This window comes from Testudinibacter sp. 'clade 2' (genome assembly GCF_006227735.1).
Lineage (GTDB): Bacteria > Pseudomonadota > Gammaproteobacteria > Enterobacterales > Pasteurellaceae > Chelonobacter.
The window spans coordinates 1-20,805 of record NZ_VDHB01000168.1; the positions used below are offsets into that span (position 1 = coordinate 1).

A 20,805-nucleotide genomic window follows, 5' to 3' on the forward strand; every position below is an offset into this window, starting at 1 on the left:
AACTAATAGAATTTACAAATTATTATGAAAAAGAAAGATTTTGATTCAGAAGACCATCAATCGTACTTTTTAAATTTTTATAGTAATCCTTTACGAATCATCGACTCAAAAAGTTCATATTCCACCAAAAACGCATCATGTCCAAAATCGGAATAGAATTCATGATAATCCAGCCGGACACCCGTTTCTTGCAACAATTGTTTACTTTTATGCATATCCGGTGCTTTAAATAATTGATCATTTGCCACTGCCACCAAGGTATAACGTGCCTTGATTCTGCTAAGTGCTTTTTTGATGTCGTTATTGTAGTTCATCGCCGGATCGTATAAATCGAGTGCACGAGTTAAGTGTAAGTAACTGTTGGCATCAAAGCGATCAAGAAATTTTTTGCCTTGATAACTCAGATAGGATTCCACTTGAAAATAATCACCGAAATAATCGGGCGACTGTTTCTGTGCTCGTCCAAAGGCTTTATTCAATTGAATATCGGTGCGATAGGTCAGCATGCCTAACATTCTGGCAACCGCCAGTCCTTGCTCCGGTGCCTTGTCCGCGTAATAATCACCATTATTGAAATTAGGATCTGTAACAATTGCTTGGCGCATCACATGGTTAAAACCAATAGCTTCAGCACTGAAATACAAAGATGAACATAGATTAACCACCCTTGCCACCCTATCCGGATAATCTACCGCCCATTGGGTCGCCTGCATACCGCCGAACGAGCCACCAATCACCGCATGTAAGTGCGGTATTTGCAATTCATCTAATAATGCTTTTTCAACTTTTACAATATCCTGGATGGTGATCGCCGGAAATTGGCTGCCGTACGGCTTATTTGTCGAAGGATTAATAGAAGAAGGGCCAGTACTGCCTTTGCAACCACCAAGCACGTTGGAACAGATAAAAAAATAGCGATCCGTATCCAAAGCCAATCCTGCGCCCATAAAATTCTGCCACCAGCCTTTCTGTTCACTGCCTGCTTGCTGTGGCTCTATGTAGGGTTCAGCATCGCCGGTTAACGCATGGCAAATCAAAACGGCATTACTTTTTTCTGCATTCAAGCATCCATAGGTTTGATATGCAATATCAATATACTTGAGTTGCCCACCCAAAAGTAAATTGAGCGAATTATCCGTGAAGAGCCTAACTGATTTGACCGCCATAACTACCTTAAGATCACTGTATTTTGGTTATTTTGTTTGAGTTTTTGCATAAATTACCGATCCGTAAAATACTTGTCAAGCAATTTTAGCCATCTAAACATCTAGATTTATATCCATCTATATTTTGCCGTTTATCGTCTACCGCTGCCACTTGATTTTTTGTCACTTATCGGTATGCTTGCTGTACTCTTTCCTAACCGCGACGATTATGCTACATCACCCCGTTAAAGGCGCACTGGCAATGATTCTTGCCGGATTTGTGTTTGCCGTCATCAATACCTTAACTCAAATTCTAGGCGCAAATAGCACCATCGACTCAGCTTCTGTTGCGCTGTATCAATACCTTTTTGCACTGCTGTTTTTAGCACCTAGCCTATTCAAAGCCGGCTTAAAACCACTAAAAACCCAGCATCCGTGGCTACATATTCTGCGAGTCGGTATTTCTGTTATTGGAATTCAATGCTGGATCAGTGCATTAATTTACCCGATTCCAATTTGGCAAGGCATCGCCTTGATTATGACTTCACCGCTGTTTGCGACCTTGGGCGCAGCACTATTTTTAAAAGAAAAAGTTGGTTTTAGCCGCATCACCGCAACCTTATTCGGTTTCTGTGGTGCGATGATCATCTTAAAACCATGGTCGGAAGATTTTAACCCAGTTGCGCTTTTGCCACTCGCAGCCGCACTTTGCTGGGCAATTTATTCTTTAATGGTCAAAAAATTGTCTTCATCCGAATCACCGACCACCATTGTGGTATATCTGTTCATCCTGATAACACCGTTTAATTTACTCAGTGTATTACAATCTTCACAATTCACTTCGCCGGATATTATGCAACTAGGCTATTTGATTTTATTGGGATTCCTGACTGCGATCGCACAATTGGCAATCGCAAAAGCCTATAATTTAGCAGATGCGGCCTATTTGCAGCCCTTTGATTTTTTGAAACTGCCGCTAAATGTGTTGGCGGGCTGGCTTATTTTTCAAGCACAACCGCCGGGACGATTATGGCTGGGCGCTGCCCTGATTATTTTTTCAATTTTATATATTACTTACCAAGAGAGCGGTCGTCGCAACCGATAAGCTAGGGTCTGTTACTGTTTGTTTATAATTTGAGTTGGCGCTGACCGCGCAATCTTGCTAAAATAATCGAAACGGTTTTTACTTTTCAAATGATATGCTTAAGTAGAATTCGGTATAAGCTTGTAATTATCCTGAAATGGCTGTCATTCTCGTGTCCTAACGATAAAAACACATAAGGGTGAGCAATTTATATGCTATTGAAAAAAACCTCAACACCGCCACCTACAACGCTGCCCGCCCATGGACACCGTTGTATGAGCATCTGTCGGTTTTTATCGCCCGCTTTAAAATATGTGGCATTTTCTCTCTCATTTTTTGCTATTCTGGTGTTATTGACCGATCAATTGATCGGCTTTTATGTGCGAAAAAACATCTATGATGACATAAACGCCCTACCTCACCGCCCTTATGCGCTGGTGTTGGGAACCTCACGCTATTTTAGCGATAATTCACTTAACTTGTTTTATTACAACCGATTACTGGCTGCACAGCAGTTGATAAAGAACAATAAAGTGGATTATTTATTGTTGAGTGGAGATAATCGCACCCCACAATACAACGAGCCACGCAACATGTTTTATGATCTGCGCAAACTTGGCGTCAACAGTGAGTTTATGTATTTAGATTTTGCCGGTTTCCGCACGCTAGATTCAGTGATCCGTGCCAAAACCATTTTCCACGCCAATTCCATCACCATTGTTTCACAAAAGTTTCACTGTGAAAGAGCCTTGTTTATCGCTCAATACTACAATATCGACGCTATTTGCTATGCGGCGGAATACCCCAGCGGGCATTACGGTGTCAGAGTCCGCGAATTTTTCGCGCGTCTTTACATGATTTGGGATCTATTAACCGAAAAAGGCCCCTACTTCTTGGGAGAGTCAGAGCCGCTACCGCCACCACTGATGGTAGAATAGCCTCCTCATTTTCCCTCAAAGCAAGACGCATCAGCGCAGTATGGAAATGAATTTAATCCACTATAATCTGTTTTAAGTATTGTTCTTCATTAGAGAAACGGGGATAATATCGCTCTGTTTTTTTCAGTTGAAATATTATGATTGATTACCTTTTATTGATGATTGGTACCGCACTTGTCAACAACTTTGTCCTAATTAAATTTTTAGGACTTTGTCCGTTTATGGGCGTATCAAAAAAAATCGAAACCGCAATCGGTATGGGACTGGCAACAACATTTGTGTTGACGGTTGCTTCCCTTTGCTCGTATTTAATCGATCGTTATATTTTGCTGCCGCTAAGCGCTGAATTTTTGCGCACTTTAGTTTTTATTTTAGTGATCGCCGTCGTCGTACAATTCACTGAAATGGTGATCCACAAAACCAGCCCGGCACTTTATCGACTGCTCGGTATCTTTTTGCCATTGATTACCACCAACTGTGCGGTGCTCGGTGTGGCATTGCTGAATATCAATCTTGCGCATAACTTAGTGCAGTCAGTATTATATGGTTTCAGTGCCGCCTTAGGTTTTTCGTTAGTGTTGGTGCTATTTGCGGCACTGCGTGAACGCTTGAGCGCCGCTGACGTGCCAAAACCATTTCGTGGCGCTTCGATTGCGCTGATCACCGCAGGGCTGATGTCGCTGGCATTTTTGGGTTTCACCGGGCTGGTGCCGAACTGATGGAACTTTTTAGTCAATTAACCGCACTTCACTGGGTGCTGATCATTATTGCTTTTCTCGCCTTAATTTTTGGTGCAATACTCGGCTTTTCATCGGTTAAACTCAAAGTGGAAAGCGATCCGATTGTTGATCAAATTGATGCTATTTTACCGCAAAGTCAGTGCGGACAGTGTGGCTATCCCGGCTGTCGTCCCTACGCCGAAGCGATTGCCAATGGCGACATCATCACTAAATGTGTGCCCGGTGGACAACCGCTGGTGGTACAACTGGCTGATATGCTGGGCGTTGAAGTGCCGAAAACCGATTTTGACGAAGGTGCGCCCGAAGTCAAAGTCGCTTTTATCCATGAAGATATGTGTATCGGTTGTACCAAATGTATTCAAGCCTGTCCGGTCGATGCCATTATCGGTGCCAATAAAACCTTGCACACCGTTATTGCCGATCTCTGCACCGGCTGTGAATTGTGTGTTGCGCCTTGTCCAACCGATTGTATTAGCATGGAACCAATTAAAACCGATATCGACCATTGGAATTGGAAATTTGATCCCAAATTAGTTATCCCCATCTTGGATGTCAGCGAAAAAAGTGCGGTTTCTGCCCCAAACAGGGCTGAGGTGCAACATGAGTGATATTATCGAACGCATCAATGCTAATCGTCTCTGGCAATTCCCCGGCGGTATTCACCCCGCCGAGATGAAATCCCAATCCAATCAGAAAAAAATTGGACGAATTACCTACGGCGAACAACGCGGTGAACGCTTTTATATTCCGCTGAAACAGCATGTCGGTGAAGCAGCAGAACTGCTGGTTAATGTTGGTGACAAGGTGCTAAAGGGGCAAGCGCTGACCCACAGCCAAAATTTCAGCAAACTGCCGGTTCATGCACCGACATCCGGGAAAATTATTGATATCGGCAATTATCCCGCTAACCACCCATCAGGCTTGTCCGAACCCATTTTAGTTTTGGAAGCCGACGGTGCCGATCAGTGGCGTGACCGCACTTTAGCTGATGATTTTATGTCATTCAGCACAGAGCAACTGCTCACCCGTATTTATCAAGCCGGCATCGCCGGTCTTGGCGGTGCCGTTTTTCCCAGTGCCAATAAAATCCGTCATGTCACCAGCGGCATTAAACTGTTGATTATCAACGGTGCCGAATGTGAACCTTATATCACCTGCGATGATCGCCTCATGCAAGATTATACCGCGGAAATGCTGGAGGGTATCCGTATTCTGCGCTATTTGACCCGTCCGGAAAAGGTGATTTTTGCGATTGAAGATAATAAACCCGCAGCGATTCAAGCGGTCAAACACGCCTTACAAGGCGCAAATGATATCGATCTGCGGGTGATTCCGACGATTTATCCCTCTGGTGCGTCCAAACAGCTGATTCAAGTTTTAACCGGGTTGGAAGTGCCAAAAAACGCCCGTTCTTCTTCACTGGGGATTTTAATGCATAATGTCGGCACTGCTTTTGCAATTAAAAGAGCGGTGCTCGACGACGAGCCATTAATTGAACGGGTTGTGACCTTAACCGGTGATAAAATCCCACAACCACGCAACTACTGGGTTCGCTTCGGGACGCCGATTGCCGCCTTGCTTAAACAGGTGAATTACCAGTCAGACTCTCGTCTACCAATCTTTGTCGGTGGTCCGATGATGGGCTATATTCTGCCGAATCCGCAAGCACCGGTCACCAAAATGACCAACTGCCTGATTGCACCAGATCATTTCGAATATGCGCCACCTCCGCCGGAACAGAGCTGTATCCGCTGTTCCAGCTGTTCTGATGCCTGTCCGGTACAACTAATGCCACAGCAATTGTATTGGTTTGCACGCAGTGAAGATCATGAAAAATCTGAACAATATGATCTCAGCTCCTGCATTGAATGCGGGGTCTGCGCCTATGTTTGTCCGAGCAATATTCCGCTGATTCAATATTTTCGTCAGGAAAAAGCCAAAATTGCTGAGATTAAACACAAAGAACGCTTAGCGGAAGAAGCCAAAGTGCGGTTTGAACAGCGTGAAGCCCGTTTACTGAAAGAGAAACAGCAGCGCGAATTGCGAGCACAACAGGCGGCAGAAAAACGCCGGCAAGAAATTGCGCAACAAAAAGGGCAAGATCCGGTCAAAGCCGCTCTTGAACGTTTGAAAGCTAAAAAAGCCGCACAAGCGGACAGTGAAACCCAAAATCATCCGACACCACAACCCATGATCACCGACAATGGAGAAGTTGTACCGGACAATCGTGCCTTGATCGCACAACGTAAAGCACTACGCCTGGCTCGGGAACAAGCGCAACAAACGAAATCTGAAAGTGCGGTTGGCGAACAGCATAGCTCTCCAAAGAACGATGCAAAGAACGATGCAAACAGCGATAAAAAGAGCAATGAAGCACAACCAAAATCTGCCGCCGTTGCTGCTGCGATTGCCCGAGCCAAAGCCAAAAAAGCCGCCACTCAATCGCTAAGTCCAACGTCCAACAGCGAAGAAAATAAACCAAGTGCGGTCAGCGAAAGCGATGACCCGCGCAAAGTGGCCGTTGCTGCTGCGATTGCTCGAGCCAAAGCCAAAAAAGCCGCCACTCCATCGCTAAGTCCAACGTCCAACAGCGAAGAAAATAAGCCAAGTGCGGTCAGCGAAAGCGATGACCCGCGCAAAGCCGCCGTTGCTGCTGCGATTGCCCGAGCCAAAGCCAAAAAAGCCGCCACTCCATCGCTAAGTACAACGTCCAACAACAAAGAAAATAAACCTAGTGCGGTCAGCGAAAGTGATGACCCACGCAAAGCGGCCGTTGCCGCTGCGATTGCCCGAGCCAAAGCCAAAAAAGCGGCGCAACAAAATAGTGCTATCAGCAATATTGAAAAATTATAGGGAAAAATATGTTTAAAATGACCAGTTCCCCGCATACACACTCCAGCAATTTGACTGCCCGTTTTATGTTGTGGGTGATTGCTGCAATGCTGCCTGCGATTGCTGTGCAATTGTATTATTTTGGCGTGGGTGTGCTGATTCAAATCGTATTGGCAGCCAGTTTTGCCTACGCCTTAGAACTCGTGGTTACACTGTTGCGCCGCAAACCCATTTTCTTTTATGTTGCCGATTTTAGTGTAATTTTAACGGCCTTAATTTTGGCAGTCGCAATTCCGCCCTACGCCCCTTACTGGATTATTTTAATCGGTACTTTTTGTGCCGTGATTCTTGGCAAACATGTTTATGGCGGCTTAGGGCAAAACCCATTTAACCCGGCGATGGTCGGTTATGTGGTGCTATTGATCTCCTTCCCATTGCAAATGACCAGTTGGATGCCACCGATTACCTTATTACATGAGCCTCCGACTTGGAATGACGCTATCAGCCTGATTTTCAATGACCTCAGCAGCGACGGTTATTCATTGTTGCAGCTGGTCGGCACCATTGACGGTATCAGTCAAGCGACTCCGTTGGATTCAATCAAGAGCGGTTTGCACAATCAGCAATCCCTGAACAACATTCTGCACTCACCCATTTTCAACCGCAGTCAGTGGTTCGATTTTCTGGGCACTGGCTGGTGGCAGCTCAATCTAGCATTCTTGCTCGGTGGTTTGTTATTGCTATGGAAAAAAATTATTCATTGGCAAATTCCGACCGCACTTTTACTCAGTTTAACCCTGCTTAGTGCAGCAAACTGGTTGCTGGCACCACAGATCGCACTAAACCCGCTAGCACAACTGCTGAGCGGAGCCACTATGTTCTGCGCTTTCTTTATCGCCACTGATCCGGTGACGGCGTCAATCACCCCGAAAGGCAAGCTGGTATTTGGTGCGTTAGTGGGTTTTTTAATCTATATTATTCGCTACTATGGCAACTACCCCGACGCAGTCGCCTTTGCGATTTTACTTGCCAATATCAGTGTGCCGTTAATCGATCACTACACCCGACCACGAGTTTACGGTTACCGGGTCAATAACCTAAACAAATAGGAACGAACGATGTTAAAAACCACGTTTCGATCTGCCGTCATTTTGGCATTTGTCGCACTGCTCTGCACCGCACTTTCAATCGGTGTTTTTCTGCTGACCCGTGATCGTATTCAAAACGCAGCATTAAACCAGCAGCGACAGCTGCTAAGCCAAGTGATTCCGGCTGATTATTTTGATAATGCCTTAATCGACGCTTGTGTCGTACCGGATCAAAAGCATTACCCGTTTTTAAAAACGATTTATATCGCCCGAAAACAGGGAGAAATCAGTGCATATGCAATAAAAGCTATTACCAATCAAGGTTATTCCGGACGAATCGAGATTTTGCTCGGCATCCGCCCTGACGGAAAAGTGTTGGGCGTGCGGGTATTAAATCACAAAGAAACCCCGGGCTTAGGCGACAAAATTGAGGCAGAGAAATCCGATTGGATCTACCGTTTTGATCAGCAGCTGTTCTCACTGGAAAACCAGCAGCAATGGGCAGTGAAAAAAGACGGCGGTAAGTTCGATCAGTTTGCCGGTGCCACTATCACCCCAAGAGCGGTTGTCAATGCGGTAAAACAAGCGGCGCTAACGGTTATCACCGACTTCAAACAGTCGTCGGTAACACAATTTCCAGCTTGTGATTAAGAGGAAGAAATATGTCTGAAACCACAGTAAAAAACAGCCTTGGCGAAATTGAAATTCATGATATTACGCCAGTAGTTAGCAACACGGATTGGCAAGGAATTTTTCGTCAAGGCTTGTGGGATAACAATTCGACCCTAGTTCAATTGCTAGGGCTTTGCCCGCTGTTGGCGGTTTCGAACAGTGTTACCCACGCACTCGGGTTAGGATTAGCAACCATGCTGGTGCTAATCTGCACTAATGCGATTGTTTCCCTCTGCCGCCGCGCAATTCCGCACGCAATCCGAATCCCTATTTATGTGATGATTATCGCAGCAACTGTCACCGGCGTACAGTTGTTAATGAACGCCTTTGTCTATGACTTGTATTTGGCATTGGGAATTTTCATTCCGTTGATCGTCACCAACTGTATCGTGATCGGGCGCGCCGAAGCCTTTGCCAGTAAAAATGCAGTATTACCATCGATGTTTGATGGCTTTTCGATGGGGCTTGGCATGACGTGCAGCTTGTTTGTACTGGGCGCAATGCGAGAAATTTTAGGCAGCGGCACGCTATTTGCCGGATTGGATCAACTGTTCGGCAGTTGGGCAAAGGCGCTTCGCCTTGAGATTCTGCATGTCGATACCAGCTTTCTGTTGGCAATTCTGCCGCCTGGGGCTTTTATCGGCTTGGGCTTAATCTTGGCGCTGAAAAACCTGATCGATAATAAAAAAGGATAAAGTGCGGTATGAATCAGCAAAAACGAATTGAAATTCTGACACGCCTGCGTGACGCCAACCCCAAACCGACCACCGAACTCAACTTCAGCTCACCATTCGAGCTGTTGATTGCGGTGATTTTATCGGCGCAAGCTACCGATAAAGGGGTTAATAAAGCGACTGATAAGCTGTTTCCGGTTGCTAATACGGCACAAGCAATTTGGGATTTAGGCGTGGATGGCTTGAAGGAATACATCAAAACCATTGGATTATATAACAGCAAAGCAGAAAATGTGATTAAAACCTGCCGCTTACTGTTGGATCTGCACCACGGCGAAGTGCCGGAGTCACGCGAAGCGCTGGAAGCGCTGCCCGGTGTCGGACGAAAAACCGCAAACGTGGTACTGAATACCGCTTTCGGTTGGCCGACAATCGCTGTTGATACTCATATCTTTCGGGTGTCAAACCGCACCAACTTTGCCCCCGGCAAAGACGTGGTGAAAGTAGAAGAAAAACTGCTGAAAGTCGTACCAAAAGAATTCAAAGTTGACGTACACCACTGGCTGATTCTGCACGGTCGCTATACCTGCATCGCCCGCAAACCCCGCTGTGGCGCCTGTATTATCGAAGATTTGTGTGAATTCAAAGACAAAACCGAGTATTAAGAAGTGCGGTCTGACCGCCCTTCAGATTATTGACAAAGATATTTGATTAGGCTGGGTAGGGGCGGATTATATATCCGCCCGTTTGCGAAGTGCGGTATAAGCGCTTAATCAATAAAGGAAAAATGCAAAGTGCGGTTCGGGGCGATATATAATCGCCCCCTACTGTTACAACATTAATCGTGTATTTTAACCTTTGTCAGCAGTCTGAAGTGCGGTCTGACCGCACTTTGAATATAAACCACAGCTATTTTCTGTCTAAATAGCGTTCCACCGTATCCACAACTGCCTGAGTTTGCGAGTCGATTTCGATATTGACTTTGTCACCGATTTTTTTCTGTCCGATAATGGTTCGTTGCAGCGTTTCCGGAATTAGATTGACGCAAAAACGGCTGTCTTCCACTGCGCCAATGGTCAAACTGATGCCGTCAATCGCAACATAACCTTTGGTCAAAATATATTTAATCAACTGCGGTTGTTGCAGTTGAAACCAAATTTGATAGTTGTTCTCCGTTTCGATAATCCGTTCGATGAGCGCCATGCTGTACACATGACCGGAGAGCATATGTCCGCCGATTTCATCACCGATTTTCATCGCACGCTCGATATTAATTTCGTCTCCCGGCTGCAAATCCTCCAGATTGGTGATCCGCAAAGTCTCCTGCATCAGATCAAAACTGAGCAAATCGCCGTCAATTTCGGTCACGGTCAAACATACCCCGTTATGCGCTACCGAAGCGCCCAATTTCAGCCCGTCCAATAAATCCGACGGCATTTTGATGATATGGGTTTTAAAATCTTTTTTTGTTTCAATTGATTCAATTCGGGCTTTACCCTGTATAATGCCTGTAAACATATTTGCTCTCTTGGATTATTCATTATTCAAATTAACGCTCAGATTATAAATCTTTTTCCTAAATTAGGCAGAATTTATTTATGCTAAAGTTCACTGCAAACGGTCAACACCGTATAGAAATGCGACAATTAATTAAAATCGCCTTACCGATTTTGATCGCACAAATTGCGCAAAGTTCGATGGGGATGATCGATACGATTATGGCAGGGCGTGTCAGTGCCGCTGACATGGCGGCCATTTCCATCGGTGCATCCATCTGGTTTCCATTGGTGCTGTTCGGGCATGGATTGCTGCTGGCGCTGCCGCCAACCATCGCTTATCTCAACGGTTCAGGACAACGCAAACGGATCGCCCATCAAGTGCGGCAAGGCATCTGGATCGTACTGTTGATCAGCATCCCCCTGTTTGCTTTAATCTATAACAGTTATGTTATTGTTGATTTTATGGGAATGGAGCCACGCTTAGCGACAATCTCCAGCCAATATTTACAAGCAATGGCATTCGGCATCGTACCCTATTTGTTGATGATCAACTTTCGCGGTTTAAATGACGGCTTGGCAAAAACCAAACCGGCGATGGTGATCGGTTTTATTGGTTTGTTGCTAAATATTCCACTCAACTATATTTTTATCTATGGCAAATTGGGGCTGCCGGCATTTGGTGCAGTCGGTTGTGGAATCGCTACCGCACTGGTCAATTGGCTGATGATGTTGATGATTTTGATCTACTGCTACCGCGCAAAAAATCAAAAAGACTTAAAATTATTCCCAAAACTTTTAGAAAAACCCGACTGGTTGACGCTGCGTAAACTACTCAATTTAGGCGTACCGATTGCGCTGACACTATGTGCCGAAGTCACTTTGTTTACCATTGTCTCACTGTTGATTGCGCCACTGGGTGCCAATGTGGTTGCCAGCCACCAAATCACCCTGCAAACCAGTTCATTTGTCTTTATGTTGCCACTCTCGATTTCGATGGCAACCACCATTTTAGTCGGGCAGCGCTTGGGGGAACAAAATGTGGAAGGTGCAAAACAAGTCAGCTACAGCGCACTGGGACTGGGACTGATTGTTGCTGCCGCCACAGCGATTTTAACGTTGCTGTTCCGTAACCAAATAGCCCAGATTTTTGTCAGCGATCAAGAGGTTATTGCGATGGCATCTTTCTTGTTGCTGTTTGCTGCGGCTTATCAAATTCCCGACAGTATCCAAGTAATCGCTGGTGGTGCTCTGCGTGCCTATAAAGACACCAAAGCGATTTTGATAATCTCATTACTGTGCTATTGGGTGATCGGCATGCCGGTTGGTTACATCAGTGGCCTAACCGATTGGATTGTCGCGCCATTAGCCGCCGAAGGCTTTTGGATCGGTTTTGTGCTATGTTTGCTGTTCGCTTCTATTTTTCTGTTGTTGCGTTTGCGCAAGATTCAGCGCATTCCGGCAACCGCACTTTTAGCGCATTTAGAACGAATTAAATAATCGGAGGAAAAATGAAACCTATCATTAACGTTGCTATTGCCGGCTTTGGTATGTCGGCGCAAGTTTTTCATGTCCCTTTTTTGCTGATTGACCCACGTTTTAAGATTAAAAAAGTGTTTGAACGTAGCGGTGAAAAATCCAAACAGAAAATTCCTGATGTGGAAGTGGTGCGGGATTTTGCCGAACTGTTAACCGATGAGATTGATCTGGTGCTTATCACCACCCCAAACTTAACGCATTATCCGTTGGCAAAACAAGCTATTCAAGCGGGCAAGCATGTCATAGTGGAAAAACCAGTCAGTGTCACGACTGAGCAAGTTGCTGAATTAGGTCAATTGGCTGGCGAAATCGGCATCATTGTATCCCCTTACCAAAACCGCCGCTGGGATAGTGGCTTTCAAGCAGTTAAAAATATCATCGCCAATAATCTGATTGGCGATATAGTGGACTATCAAGTGCGGTATGACCGCTACAGCGCCAACAAAAATCCGAAAGCATGGAAAGAGACCGGTGAAAAAGGCACTGGCTTAGTCTATGATTTAGGGGTACATTTATTGGATCATGCGGTGGATACTTTCGGTATGCCGCAAGCACTGTTTGCCGATATTCGCTATCAACACGAGGGCGCTGTGAGCGATGATAATTTCCAAATTTATCTGTATTACCCTCAATTAAAAGTGGAACTGACCGCCAGCAAATATGTGCGGGAAAAAGCACCGCACCTCGCCCTGCACGGTCGTCACGGATCATATCTGAAACAAACCATGGACATTCAAGAATCCAGATTAGCGCAAGGCATCGCACCGTGCGGCAACTGGAATCTGGAAGATGAAGCTGATTGGGGTATACTCAACACCGATCTCAACGGCATCCATTTTCGTGGCAAAATCGAATCCCCCGCCATGAGCTATGCTGCCTATTATGACAATATCTACGCCGCCATTACCGCCAATGCCCCGCTGATCGTCACCATAGCGCAAGCAACAAAAGTGATGGCATTACTGGAAAAATGCTTTGAAAGTGCGACGTTACGCAGAGTGGTGGAGGTTTAGAAATTAAGCTGAAAAATAGATTGGATATTTTTAAAGCCTGAATTGTCAGGGTGCTAAAGATCTTCAATCACATGGTCAAACCATTCAATCACGTCTGCTTCATGAATGCCGTTTTGGATAGGAATTCCTGCGAGCTTAACTGAGTTGGGATCACCGGAAATCAATGGGTGCCAGTCAAACAGTGGTTTGTTTTCATATAACAAGCGATAGGCGCAAGTTTTCGGCAGCCAGCTGAAATCCGGTAGGTTTTGTTTGGTGAGTTTGGTGCAATCTTCTTCCAGTTCAAAACGGCGAGGATAATTACAGCATTTTCCACTGGTGAGATCCAACTGATTGCAGGCAATTCGGGTAAAATAGATACGCTCGTGTTTGCCGTAGCCGTCAAGAATCTTGCGGTAGCAGCATAAACCGCACCCGTCGCATAACGCTTCCCACTCCTGATCGTTCATTTCTAGCAAAGATTTTGTTTGCCAAAACCGCTCTTTCATTTGCTTCCTTTCTCATTTTGCCAAATTTTCTGCCAAAAAGTCAGTCAATAAAAAACAGGCATGATAACCGATGCCTGTTTGATAACTTACGATTTGTCGCTTAAAAATCGGCACTCTCTTTTAAGCTGACCGTCAAATTGAACACCAGCTTACCCGGAGCGGAATCTTTGCTGTCGGCACAGAAATAGCCTTCCCGTTCAAACTGATACGCCTGTTCGGCTTTGGCATCGGCAAGGCTTGCCTCGACAACGCCGTGTACGACTTTCAATGAATTCGGATTTAACACCGCTAAAATATCTTCTGCTGCGCCCGGGTTGCTGACGCTGAACAGACGATCGTATAAACGGAATTCAGCCTTGTGGTTGTTCGCTGCCGAAACCCAATGGATTACGCCTTTCACTTTGCGCCCGTCGCTTGGGTTTTTGCCTAAAGTTTGCGGATCGTAGCTGCAATACAGCGTGGTGATATTGCCGTCGGCATCTTTTTCGATACGTTCCGCCTTGATCACATACGCATTACGCAACCGCACTTCTTTGCCTAACACCAAACGTTTATATTTTTTATTGGCTTCTTCACGGAAATCCGCTTGATCAATATAAATTTCGCGACCAAATGGCAATTGGCGCTCGCCCAGTTCAGGACGGTTCGGGTGATTTGGTGCACTGATCCACTCATTGTCAGCATCATAGTTTTCAATCACCACTTTCAACGGATTCAACACCGCCATGGCGCGTGGCGCATTGATGTTGAGATCATCGCGGATGCAGGCTTCCAAAGCACTGAACTCCACGGTATTGTCCTGTTTGGTCACGCCGATACGCTCGCAAAATTCACGCAGCGAAGCCGGAGTATAACCACGGCGACGCAAGCCGGAAATGGTCGGCATCCGTGGGTCATTCCAACCATCCACTACGTTATCGGTCACCAGTTGCAACAGTTTACGTTTTGAGGTCAGCGTACTTTCCAGATTCAAGCGTGAAAATTCGTATTGGTGCGGCAGTGGGCGTTCAATCGAGATATTTTCTAATACCCAGTCATACAAACGACGGTTGTCTTGAAATTCCAAGGTACACAACGAATGGCTGATCCGCTCAATCGCATCGGAAATACAGTGGGTGAAATCGTACATCGGATAGATACACCACTTATCCGCAGTTTGATGGTGGTGGGCGAATTTGATGCGATACAGCACCGGATCACGCATCACCATAAATGGCGATGCCATATCAATTTTAGCACGCAAACACGCTTCACCTTCGGCAAAACCGCCATCACGCATTTTTTCAAATAAAGTGCGGTTCTCTTCAATCGAGCGATCACGATACGGACTATTTTTGCCCGCTTCGGTCAACGTGCCACGATATTCACGAATCTGCTCCGGCGACAATTCATCAACATACGCCAAGCCTTTCTCAATCAATTCCAGTGCGTAGCCATACAGTTGATCGAAATAATCCGAGGCATAGCGCACGTCGCCCTGCCATTTGAAACCGAGCCACTCCACGTCTTGTTTGATCGAATCGACATATTCCACGTCTTCTTTCACCGGATTGGTGTCGTCAAAGCGCAGGTTACATAAGCCTTGATAATCTCTGGCAATACCGAAATTCAAACAAATCGATTTTGCGTGTCCGATATGCAGGTAGCCGTTCGGCTCTGGCGGAAAACGGGTGTAAACCGTTTCAACTTTACCCTGGGCCAAATCTTCATCGATGATATGGCGGATAAAATTAGACGGACGGTGTTCTGCTTCATTCACAGCAGCGATCTCAGGTTGGCTCATAGCGCTTCCTTCTTCCTTAAATAATAAATCTGAATAGAAAATTGGTCTATTCTACACGCTTTAGTGACGGAAAAAAACCGTTACCGCAATTCCGTCGCTCTCCGATTTTTTAAGCTCTTCTTAAGAAATTAATGCTATAGTGAGTATACTTATAAAATTCACAAAATAGTCTTGGCATAATCACCCCATGAAAGCAAAAAAAATCAAAACCATTGCCCTTGCCGCCGTGATGCTAACCGCACTTTTCGGCGGTTATTACTATTGGCACAACAGTGTCGGCAGCGATAATAAAACCACCTATATGACAGAGACGGTCAACCGCACTTCGCTTTCCGACAGCGTGATTGCCACCGGCACCGTGCGCAGCTATAACCGGGTCGAAGTCGGAGCGCAGGTGTCCGGTCAGCTGCTCCGGATTCACGTCGTTTTAGGGCAAAAAGTGAAAAAGGGCGATTTAATTGCGGAAATTGATGCTAAAAATCAGAATAACGAGCTGGCAACCGCACTTGCCCAATTGGCGTCCTATCAGGCACAACTGAATGCGGCGCAAGCCAATTTAACGGCGATGCAATCCTCTTACGATCGAATAAATCGCTTGTATAAACAAAAATCCGCCACTCAAGATAGTCTTGAAACCGCACGGGTGAATCTTGCCAATGCGCAATCGACGATTGCACAATTGCAATCCTCCATCAAGCAGGCGGAAATTTCAGTTACCACGGCACAAACCAATCTGGGTTACACCAAAATTCTTGCCCCGATTGACGGCACGATTATTTCGATTCCGGTGTCCGAAGGGCAAACTGTAAATTCAAACCAAACCGCACCGACCATTGTACAAGTGGCGGATTTAAGCAAAATGTTGATTAAAGCCGAAATTTCCGAAGGGGATATCAGTAAAGTCAAAGCCGGAATGAAAGTGCGGTTTACTACGTTGGCAGAACCGAATAAAGTCTATCAATCAGAAATCGCCTCGATTGATCCGGCATTGACCACCCTGACTGATAATGATTACAGCGAATCATCCAGCGACAGCAGCGCCGTCTATTTTTATGCCAACATTGTGATCGATAACCCTGACGAAGCGTTGCGCATCGGTATGACCACCCAAAATACGATTACGATTGTTGATGCCGAAAACGTATTGACGATTCCAACCATGGCGATTCAAAAAGTCGGGGAGCAGTATCAAGTGAGAGTATTGACTGCGGATAATAAAGCCGAAACCCGCAGGATTGAAATTGGTATCAGCGATGATATGAATACCCAGGTATTATCCGGCTTGGCAGAAGGTGACGAAGTGATTTCCGCTGAAATGCGACAAGGCGAAGAAGTCGGTAACAGCCGGCAAATGCGGATGCGCTTTTAATCAGGCGGGGCGAGCATGAATATTATTGAAGTCAGCAAACTGAACAAATATTTCGGCGCCGGCGAAAATCGGGTTCATATCTTAAAAGCGATCGATTTAACCATCAAAAAAGGCGATTTTATCGCGATTATGGGCACTTCCGGTTCGGGCAAATCAACCTTGATGAATATTCTCGGTTGCTTGGATACCGCCAGCGACGGCAGCTATAAAATCGATGGTGTCGATACCTCGCCACTGTCGCGCGATCAGCTGTCCGATCTGCGTCAGAAAAAATTCGGTTTTATCTTCCAGCGTTATAATTTACTGTCGGCACTAAGTGCGGTTGAAAACGTGGCGCTGCCGGCGGTGTATGCCGGTCTGCCGCAACAACAACGGTTGCAACAAGCGGAAGCGTTGCTGAAAAAGCTGAATTTAGGCGATAAATTGGCAAACAAGCCGAATCAACTCTCCGGCGGACAACAACAACGGGTCAGTATTGCACGCGCCTTGATGAATGGCGGCGAGATTATTTTAGCCGATGAACCGACCGGTGCGCTCGACTCAAAGAGCGGCGCCATGGTGATGCAAATCTTGCAAGATCTGCACCATGAGGGGCATACTATTATTTTGGTCACCCACGATAAAGATGTCGCCGGCTACGCCAATCGGATTATCGAACTGAAAGACGGGCGTATTATCAACGACACCCGCCGCGCCGATCAGATTATCGAAAAGGACACATCAGTTAAGATTAACAAAAACCGCTTTGCGCAATTTAAAGATCAGCTGATCGAATCGTTTAAAATGTCGGTCAGTGCGATTCTGGCACACAAAATGCGTTCCTTGCTGACTATGCTCGGGATTATTATCGGTATTACTTCAGTGGTGTGCGTGGTGGCGATCGGCAACGGCTCGCAACAAAAAATCCTATCGAATATCAATTCGTTAGGCACGAATACCATGGATATTTACAACGGCACCGGTTTTGGTGATCGGCGCGCTAATCGTACCAAAAATCTGACCGTTCAAGATGCTGATATTCTGGCGAAACAGCATTATATTGAAAGTGTCACGCCGAATAGCACGCTCAACGGCACCCTGACTTATGGCAGTCAAGCAGTCAGCGCACAAGTGCGCGGCGTCGGTGATCAGTTCTTTAATGTCAAAGGCTTAACCCTGAAGCAGGGGAAAGCGTTTAACGCGCAGGCTGTCGCCGATAATGCACAAGTCGCGGTGATCGATGAAAATACGCAAAAAGAGCTGTTTGCCGACAAATCGCCGTTAGGTCAGATTATTATGATCGACAAAAAACCGTTAAAAATTATCGGAGTGGCCGCAACCAATAACAATATGGGAATGTCCAGCAGCTCGCTGAACGTGTGGCTGCCCTACACCACCGCGATGAATAAAATTTCCGGCGAAAAAACCATTGATTCGATCACGGTTAAAGTCAAAGATAATATCAACACTCAAATTGCCGAGAAAAACCTGACTCAATTGCTGACCATGCGCCACGGCAAAAAAGATTTTTTCGTGATGAACACCGATACGATTAAACAAACGATTGAAAGCACCACTAATACGATGAAACTCCTGATTTCATCGATTGCATTGATCTCGTTAATCGTTGGCGGCATCGGCGTGATGAACATCATGTTAGTTTCGGTGACCGAACGCACCAAAGAGATTGGCGTGCGCATGGCGATTGGTGCTCGGCAATCGAATATTTTGCAGCAATTTTTGATTGAAGCCACCCTGATCTGCGTGATCGGCGGTTTGGTCGGCGTGGTGTTATCCTATTTTATCGGCTTAGTGTTTAACAGTGCGATGCAAGATTTCAACATGCTGTTTTCGCTGGATTCGATTGTCGCCGCCGTGATCTGTTCTACCTTAATCGGCTTGATTTTCGGTTTCTTACCGGCAAAAAATGCGTCACAACTGAATCCGATCACCGCACTTTCAAGAGAATAAAGATTAATATGATTTCAACAACCTTATTTCGTCGTTCCGCCACCGCCTTACTGGTGAGTGGTTTGCTGACGGCTTGTGTCAGCAATGAACAACAAACCGGCTATCAACAGCAAATGCAGCAATTCGGGCAGTATCAAGCGCTGACCGCTCAATATCAGATCAATCCAAACTGGTGGACGCAATATCAAGATGCCCAATTAAACCGCCTGATTGACACCGCACTTGCTAATAATCTGGATTTGGCAAAAGCAGCAATCAGCGTCAACCGTGCTTTGTATAATGCCAATTTATTGGGTGCCGATCTGGTACCAACATTCAGCGGTTCAATATCCGGCAGCGTGCAAAAAAATACCGAAAGCGGTATCTCAACCCGCAGTTACGGTAGTTCATTGTCGCTAAATTATACTCTTGATCTGTGGCGCAAACTGGCCGACAGTGCCGATGCCGCCGAGTGGGAACACAGCGCGACCGAAGCCGATTTAGATGCGGTGAAATTGACGCTGATTAACCAGGTGATCGACAGCTACTATCAAATTGCCTATTTGAAACAAGCTATCGCTATAGTGCAAAACAATATCAAAACCTATCAGCAAATCGCCAGCTTGACCCAAAACCAAGTCAACCAAGGTGTCACCTTGCAATTAGATGCTGATCAAAGCCGACAATCGGTGTTATCGGCGGAAAACCAACTGATTAGCTATCAATCACAATTGCAAACCGTAGAAAGCACCCTGCGCAACCTGCTAAACTTACAACCGCAGCAAAATCTGGAACTAAATGTAATCAATTTGAAAAACCTGAAATTGCAACCGGTCAATCTGGATATTCCGTTATCCACTATTGCCAACCGTCCGGATTTGAAGGCTTATCAATACCGCTTAAGCTCCGCCTTTAAGAGTGTAAACGCAATGGAAAAAAGCTGGTATCCGAGCATTACCTTAGGCGCCAGTTTAGCCACCGGCGGCGGCAGTGTCGGCAACATGTTTGATGCACCGTTGAGTGGTGGTACGCTTGGGATTAACTTGCCGTTTTTAGACTGGAATCGGGTGAAATGGAATGTGAAATTATCGGAAGCGGCGTATGAAACCGCCAAGCTGAATTTCCAAAAAGGCATCACCACCGCCCTGAATGAAATTGACAGCAACTATAAGGCGTATCAATTGGCACAAAAAAGCTACCAGAACCTAAACCAAAAATACCGCTATGATCGTAATATCAGCAACACCTACCGCTTACAATATAACGCTGGAATTACCGGAATGAAAGATTGGTTGGCGGCGCTCGCCACTGAACAAAATTCCGAATTGAGTATTTTGCAGGCAAAATATGATTTGTTGCGCTATGAAAATGCGATTTACCAAAGTATGGCGGGAAAATACCAGCGTTAGTCACAATAAAAAACGGACGTTAAACAGATGTCCGTTTTTTACTTTCTCAGCCAAGAATTAAGATGTTAAACTTTGTTCCAGTGGTACCGGGATAATTTTAGTGGCATGCGAACCTTTGTCACCGTGAATCGCCTCAAATTGTACTTTTTGACCGGCTTTCAAAGAGCGGTAGCCGTCCATCTCAATCACCGAATAGTGTGCGAAAATATCGTCAGAACTGCCCTCTTCTGCAATAAATCCAAAACCTTTGGCGTTGTTAAACCATTTTACTGTTCCTATCTGCATACCCCGACCTCACCTTGTTTGATTCTGCACCATGATCTGTTGTTTATCATTGTTTTGATAAGCAACGCATTGATAATTCTTTAATAAATCGTCAAAATACGCAATCTTTAATCCCTTAAAATTAGCGGGAGATCACAAAATTAATGCAATGTTTTCATTTACTTGATAGATTTTCGCTTGAAAATGGAGTCTACCTTCATTTACAATCGACAAAGTGCGGTCAGCGGGCAAACAAAAACCACATGCTATTTTAAAACAGCATGGGTTTTTCAGATTATTGACAAAGATATTTGATGAGGCAAGGTAGCAACTGTGTTTAAC

Annotated in this window: 19 protein-coding genes; 14 read left to right on the top strand and 5 right to left on the bottom strand. The window is 45.5% G+C overall.

Going from position 1 to position 20,805, the window contains the following annotated elements:
• Nucleotides 1-77: 77 nt before the first annotated feature.
• Nucleotides 78-1,166, bottom strand: coding sequence for a homoserine O-acetyltransferase MetX (gene metX, locus FHQ30_RS11680; protein ID WP_139611744.1), 1,089 nt, complete (start codon nucleotides 1,164-1,166; stop codon nucleotides 78-80).
• 208 nt (nucleotides 1,167-1,374) lie between these two features.
• Here metX and FHQ30_RS11685 point away from each other — a divergent pair, with 208 nt between their 5' ends.
• From FHQ30_RS11685 to nth, 9 genes are all read left to right on the top strand, one after another.
• The gene (locus tag FHQ30_RS11685) at nucleotides 1,375-2,250 is read left to right on the top strand and encodes a DMT family transporter (RefSeq protein WP_232517274.1); all 876 of its coding nucleotides are present in this window, start codon (nucleotides 1,375-1,377) and stop codon (nucleotides 2,248-2,250) included.
• A 254-nt stretch (nucleotides 2,251-2,504) separates the two neighbouring features.
• Nucleotides 2,505-3,167: a SanA/YdcF family protein gene (locus FHQ30_RS11690; protein ID WP_139611746.1), complete on the top strand. Its 663-nt coding sequence runs from the start codon at nucleotides 2,505-2,507 to the stop codon at nucleotides 3,165-3,167.
• Between the two features lie 137 nt (nucleotides 3,168-3,304).
• Complete coding sequence (gene rsxA, locus FHQ30_RS11695) at nucleotides 3,305-3,886, top strand: electron transport complex subunit RsxA (RefSeq protein ID WP_139611743.1); 582 nt, start codon at nucleotides 3,305-3,307, stop codon at nucleotides 3,884-3,886.
• Nucleotides 3,886-4,515, top strand: a complete 630-nt coding sequence (gene rsxB / locus FHQ30_RS11700) for an electron transport complex subunit RsxB (RefSeq protein ID WP_139611742.1) — start codon at nucleotides 3,886-3,888, stop codon at nucleotides 4,513-4,515. Before rsxA ends, rsxB begins: the two co-directional genes overlap by 1 nt.
• On the top strand, nucleotides 4,508-6,760 hold the full coding sequence (gene rsxC, locus FHQ30_RS11705; RefSeq protein ID WP_139615046.1) for an electron transport complex subunit RsxC: 2,253 nt from the start codon (nucleotides 4,508-4,510) through the stop codon (nucleotides 6,758-6,760). Before rsxB ends, rsxC begins: the two co-directional genes overlap by 8 nt.
• Nucleotides 6,761-6,768: 8 nt before the next feature.
• Complete coding sequence (gene rsxD, locus FHQ30_RS11710) at nucleotides 6,769-7,848, top strand: electron transport complex subunit RsxD (protein WP_139612292.1); 1,080 nt, start codon at nucleotides 6,769-6,771, stop codon at nucleotides 7,846-7,848.
• 9 nt (nucleotides 7,849-7,857) lie between these two features.
• Complete coding sequence (gene rsxG / locus FHQ30_RS11715; RefSeq protein ID WP_139612293.1) at nucleotides 7,858-8,478, top strand: electron transport complex subunit RsxG; 621 nt, start codon at nucleotides 7,858-7,860, stop codon at nucleotides 8,476-8,478.
• An 11-nt stretch (nucleotides 8,479-8,489) separates the two neighbouring features.
• Entirely contained in the window at nucleotides 8,490-9,194 is a 705-nt protein-coding gene (locus tag FHQ30_RS11720) for an electron transport complex subunit E (RefSeq protein ID WP_139612294.1), read from the top strand.
• An 8-nt stretch (nucleotides 9,195-9,202) separates the two neighbouring features.
• Nucleotides 9,203-9,838 (top strand): endonuclease III, encoded by a 636-nt coding sequence (gene nth, locus FHQ30_RS11725; RefSeq protein ID WP_132966542.1) that lies wholly within the window; start codon nucleotides 9,203-9,205, stop codon nucleotides 9,836-9,838.
• A 244-nt stretch (nucleotides 9,839-10,082) separates the two neighbouring features.
• Here the strand turns inward: nth and FHQ30_RS11730 are convergent, their stop codons facing one another.
• Complete coding sequence (locus tag FHQ30_RS11730; protein ID WP_139615047.1) at nucleotides 10,083-10,691, bottom strand: riboflavin synthase subunit alpha; 609 nt, start codon at nucleotides 10,689-10,691, stop codon at nucleotides 10,083-10,085.
• Nucleotides 10,692-10,771: 80 nt separating this feature from the next.
• Between FHQ30_RS11730 and FHQ30_RS11735 the strand changes: the two genes are divergently transcribed.
• Nucleotides 10,772-12,169 (top strand): MATE family efflux transporter, encoded by a 1,398-nt coding sequence (locus tag FHQ30_RS11735; protein WP_139625173.1) that lies wholly within the window; start codon nucleotides 10,772-10,774, stop codon nucleotides 12,167-12,169.
• Nucleotides 12,170-12,180: 11 nt separating this feature from the next.
• On the top strand, nucleotides 12,181-13,221 hold the full coding sequence (locus FHQ30_RS11740) for a Gfo/Idh/MocA family oxidoreductase (RefSeq protein WP_139611983.1): 1,041 nt from the start codon (nucleotides 12,181-12,183) through the stop codon (nucleotides 13,219-13,221).
• Between the two features lie 53 nt (nucleotides 13,222-13,274).
• Here FHQ30_RS11740 and FHQ30_RS11745 read toward each other — a convergent pair whose 3' ends face one another.
• Both FHQ30_RS11745 and glnS read right to left on the bottom strand, forming a co-directional pair.
• Nucleotides 13,275-13,709 carry a YcgN family cysteine cluster protein gene (locus FHQ30_RS11745; protein WP_139611982.1) on the bottom strand — a complete coding sequence of 145 codons (435 nt, stop codon included), beginning with the start codon at nucleotides 13,707-13,709 and terminating at the stop codon, nucleotides 13,275-13,277.
• Between the two features lie 100 nt (nucleotides 13,710-13,809).
• Nucleotides 13,810-15,492: a glutamine--tRNA ligase gene (gene glnS, locus FHQ30_RS11750; protein WP_139615131.1), complete on the bottom strand. Its 1,683-nt coding sequence runs from the start codon at nucleotides 15,490-15,492 to the stop codon at nucleotides 13,810-13,812.
• A 187-nt stretch (nucleotides 15,493-15,679) separates the two neighbouring features.
• Here glnS and FHQ30_RS11755 point away from each other — a divergent pair, with 187 nt between their 5' ends.
• From FHQ30_RS11755 to tdeA, 3 genes are read left to right on the top strand one after another with little or no spacing between them, the layout of a single operon-like run.
• Nucleotides 15,680-16,861, top strand: a complete 1,182-nt coding sequence (locus FHQ30_RS11755; RefSeq protein WP_139612243.1) for an efflux RND transporter periplasmic adaptor subunit — start codon at nucleotides 15,680-15,682, stop codon at nucleotides 16,859-16,861.
• 15 nt (nucleotides 16,862-16,876) lie between these two features.
• Complete coding sequence (locus tag FHQ30_RS11760; RefSeq protein WP_139615132.1) at nucleotides 16,877-18,811, top strand: MacB family efflux pump subunit; 1,935 nt, start codon at nucleotides 16,877-16,879, stop codon at nucleotides 18,809-18,811.
• Between the two features lie 8 nt (nucleotides 18,812-18,819).
• Nucleotides 18,820-20,199, top strand: a complete 1,380-nt coding sequence (gene tdeA / locus FHQ30_RS11765) for a toxin/drug exporter TdeA (protein WP_139615133.1) — start codon at nucleotides 18,820-18,822, stop codon at nucleotides 20,197-20,199.
• 57 nt (nucleotides 20,200-20,256) lie between these two features.
• Here tdeA and cspD read toward each other — a convergent pair whose 3' ends face one another.
• On the bottom strand, nucleotides 20,257-20,484 hold the full coding sequence (cspD, locus tag FHQ30_RS11770) for a cold shock domain-containing protein CspD (protein WP_132966561.1): 228 nt from the start codon (nucleotides 20,482-20,484) through the stop codon (nucleotides 20,257-20,259).
• Nucleotides 20,485-20,805: the final 321 nt, after the last annotated feature.